Below are 3,408 nucleotides of genomic sequence, written 5' to 3'. Positions count from 1 at the left end.
TGTGTGTGGCTAAGTTGTTTAGGGCGCACGGTGGATGCCTTGGCACAAGAAGCCGATGAAGGACGTGTGAATCTGCGATAAGCCTCGGGGAGTCGATAACAGGACGTTGATTCGAGGATTTCCGAATGGGGGAACCCCGCCACTTGTCAAGGGTGGTGACCTGCACCTGAATGTATAGGGTGTGTGGAGGGAACGAGGGGAAGTGAAACATCTCAGTACCCTCAGGAAGAGAAAATAACTAATGATTCTGTGAGTAGTGGCGAGCGAAAGCGGATGAGACTAAACCTGTGGTGTGTGATACCGGTGAGGGGTTGCATCATGGGGGTTGTGGGAGTGATGCGTGCCAGTTCTTACCGGCTGGTGGTGTGGTGTGTTGCGGTAGGCGAAGCGCCTGGGATGGCGTGCCGTAGAGGGTGAGAGTCCTGTAGCTGAAACCGTGGTTGCTGCATGGTGTTGTTTCCCGAGTAGCACGGGGCCCGTGAAATCTCGTGTGAATCTGCCAGGACCACCTGGTAAGTCTAAATACTTTCTTGTGACCGATAGTGGATCAGTACCGTGAGGGAATGGTGAAAAGTACCCCGGGAGGGGAGTGAAATAGTACCTGAAACCGTGTGCCTACAAGCCGTCAGAGCCTTTTGGGGTGATGGCGTGCCTTTTGAAGAATGAGCCTGCGAGTTAGTGTTCTGTCGCGAGGTTAACCCGTGTGGGGTAGTCGTAGCGAAAGCGAGTCTGAAGAGGGCGTGTGAGTGGCAGGATCTAGACCCGAAGCGGAGTGATCTACCCATGGCCAGGTTGAAGCGCGTGTAAGAGCGCGTGGAGGACCGAACCCACTTCAGTTGAAAATGGAGGGGATGAGCTGTGGGTAGGGGTGAAAGGCCAATCAAACTCTGTGATAGCTGGTTCTCCCCGAAATGCATTTAGGTGCAGCGTTGCGTGTTGCTTGCTGGAGGTAGAGCTACTGGTTGGCTGATGGGCCTTATCGGGTTACTGACGTCTGCCAAACTCCGAATGCCGGTAAGTTTTAGCGTGGCAGTGAGACAGTGGGGGATAAGCTTCATTGTCGAGAGGGAAACAGCCCAGACCATCAACTAAGGCCCCTAAGCGTGTGCTAAGTGGGAAAGGATGTGGAGTTGCTGAGACAACCAGGAGGTTGGCTTAGAAGCAGCCATCCTTGAAAGAGTGCGTAATAGCTCACTGGTCAAGTGATTCTGCGCCGACAATGTAGCGGGGCTCAAGTACACCGCCGAAGTTGTGGCAACAGCGTTTTGTTGTTGGGTAGGGGAGCGTCGTGTGGCCGGTGAAGCTGCCGTGTGAACGAGTGGTGGAGGCTATGCGAGTGAGAATGCAGGCATGAGTAGCGAATGATGCGTGAGAAACGTATCCGCCGGATGATCAAGGGTTCCAGGGTCAAGCTAATCTTCCCTGGGTTAGTCGGGGCCTAAGGCGAGGCCGTCAGGCGTAGTCGATGGATAACGGGTTGATATTCCCGTACCGACGAAGGACCGTCCATACTGAGCTGGTGATACTAACCACCCGAACCACTGTGGCCGCATTTTGTGTGGCTTCTGGTGGGGAGCGTGGGGCCTGAGCCAGGGAGGTAAGCGTGTTAACAGGTGTGACGCAGGAAGGTAGCCGGGCCACGCGGTGGTTGTCGTGGTCTAAGCATGTAGGGTGGGGTGTTGTTAAATGCGCGCCTCGTGTGCCTGAGATGTGATGGGACCCCCTTTGGTGGGGGGATTCGGTGATCCTATGCTGTCGAGAAAAGCATCGGCGTGAGGTTCTAGTTGCCCGTACCCTAAACCGACACAGGTGATCAGGTAGAGAATACTAAGGCGTTCGAGAGAATCATGGTTAAGGAACTCGGCAAAATGCCCCCGTAACTTCGGGAGAAGGGGGACCTTGAGCGTGAACCGGGCTTGCTCCGGGGAGCGTGTATGGGTCGCAGAGACCAGGGGGAAGCGACTGTTTATCAAAAACACAGGTCCGTGCGAAGTCGCAAGACGATGTATACGGACTGACTCCTGCCCGGTGCTGGAAGGTTAAGAGGACTCGTTAGGCCCTTCGGGGTCGAAGCGGAGAATTTAAGCCCCAGTAAACGGCGGTGGTAACTATAACCATCCTAAGGTAGCGAAATTCCTTGTCGGGTAAGTTCCGACCTGCACGAATGGAGTAACGACTTCCCTACTGTCTCAACCATGAACTCGGCGAAATTGCAGTACGAGTAAAGATGCTCGTTTCGCGCAGCAGGACGGAAAGACCCCGTGACCTTTACTATAGTTTGGTATTGGTGTTCGGTGTGGCTTGTGTAGGATAGGTGGGAGACTGTGAAGTCATCACGCTAGTGGTGGTGGAGTCGTTGTTGAAATACCACTCTGGTCATATTGGATGTCTAACTTCGGCCCATGATCTGGGTCAGGGACAGTGCCTGATGGGTAGTTTAACTGGGGCGGTTGCCTCCTAAAGAGTAACGGAGGCGCCCAAAGGTTCCCTCAGCCTGGTTGGCAATCAGGTGTTGAGTGTAAGTGCACAAGGGAGCTTGACTGTGAGACTGGCAGGTCGAGCAGGGACGAAAGTCGGGACTAGTGATCCGGCGGTTCATTGTGGAATGGCCGTCGCTCAACGGATAAAAGGTACCTCGGGGATAACAGGCTGATCTTGCCCAAGAGTCCATATCGACGGCATGGTTTGGCACCTCGATGTCGGCTCGTCGCATCCTGGGGCTGGAGTTGGTCCCAAGGGTTGGGCTGTTCGCCCATTAAAGCGGTACGCGAGCTGGGTTCAGAACGTCGTGAGACAGTTCGGTCCCTATCCGCTGCGTGCGTTGGAGAATTGTGGAGGCCTGTCCTTAGTACGAGAGGACCGGGACGGACGAACCTCTGGTATGTCAGTTGTACCGCCAGGTGCATGGCTGATTGGCTACGTTCGGGAGAGATAACCGCTGAAAGCATCTAAGCGGGAAGCTTGCTTCGAGATGAGTTCTCCTTGCCCTTTTGTTGGGTGTGAGGCTCCCTGTAGATGACGGGGTTGATAGGCCAGGTATGGAAGCCGGGACTGAAGACTGGTGGAGTTGACTGGTACTAATAGGCCGAAGACTTATCTACACATCATGGTGATCATGGTTGTTTGATGGTCGTGTGTTGGTGTTCGTGTTCACTGTATGGTTTTGGGATAGCAACCCGTGTGGGGTGCTGACCATGAACCCGTGACCCTTGGGGGTGTTTCCCTGGTGGGTGGGGTTGGTGGTGGGTGCCTGGATGGTGGTTGGCCCGTGTTTTTCTCGGTGGTTATGGCAAGAGGGGTACACCCGGTCCCTTTCCGAACCCGGTAGTTAAGGCTCTTAGCGCTGATGGTACTGCACCCGGTAGGTGTGTGGGAGAGTAGGTCGCCGCCGAGATTCATTTTTTGATG

2 rRNA genes are annotated in these 3,408 nt (G+C 54.7%); both read left to right on the top strand.

Features of this window, described 5'->3' with window-relative positions:
• Positions 1-7 precede the first annotated feature (7 nt).
• A 23S ribosomal RNA gene (locus NQ707_RS10410) occupies positions 8-3,101 on the top strand.
• 175 nt (positions 3,102-3,276) lie between these two features.
• Positions 3,277-3,394 (top strand): 5S ribosomal RNA (rrf, locus tag NQ707_RS10405).
• Positions 3,395-3,408 lie beyond the last annotated feature (14 nt).

Source organism: Rothia sp. BD8 (genome assembly GCF_044878465.1).
GTDB lineage: Bacteria > Actinomycetota > Actinomycetes > Actinomycetales > Micrococcaceae > Rothia > Rothia kristinae.
The sequence above is the reverse complement of the archived record's forward strand: the minus strand, read 5'-3'. Positions and strand labels throughout refer to the sequence as shown.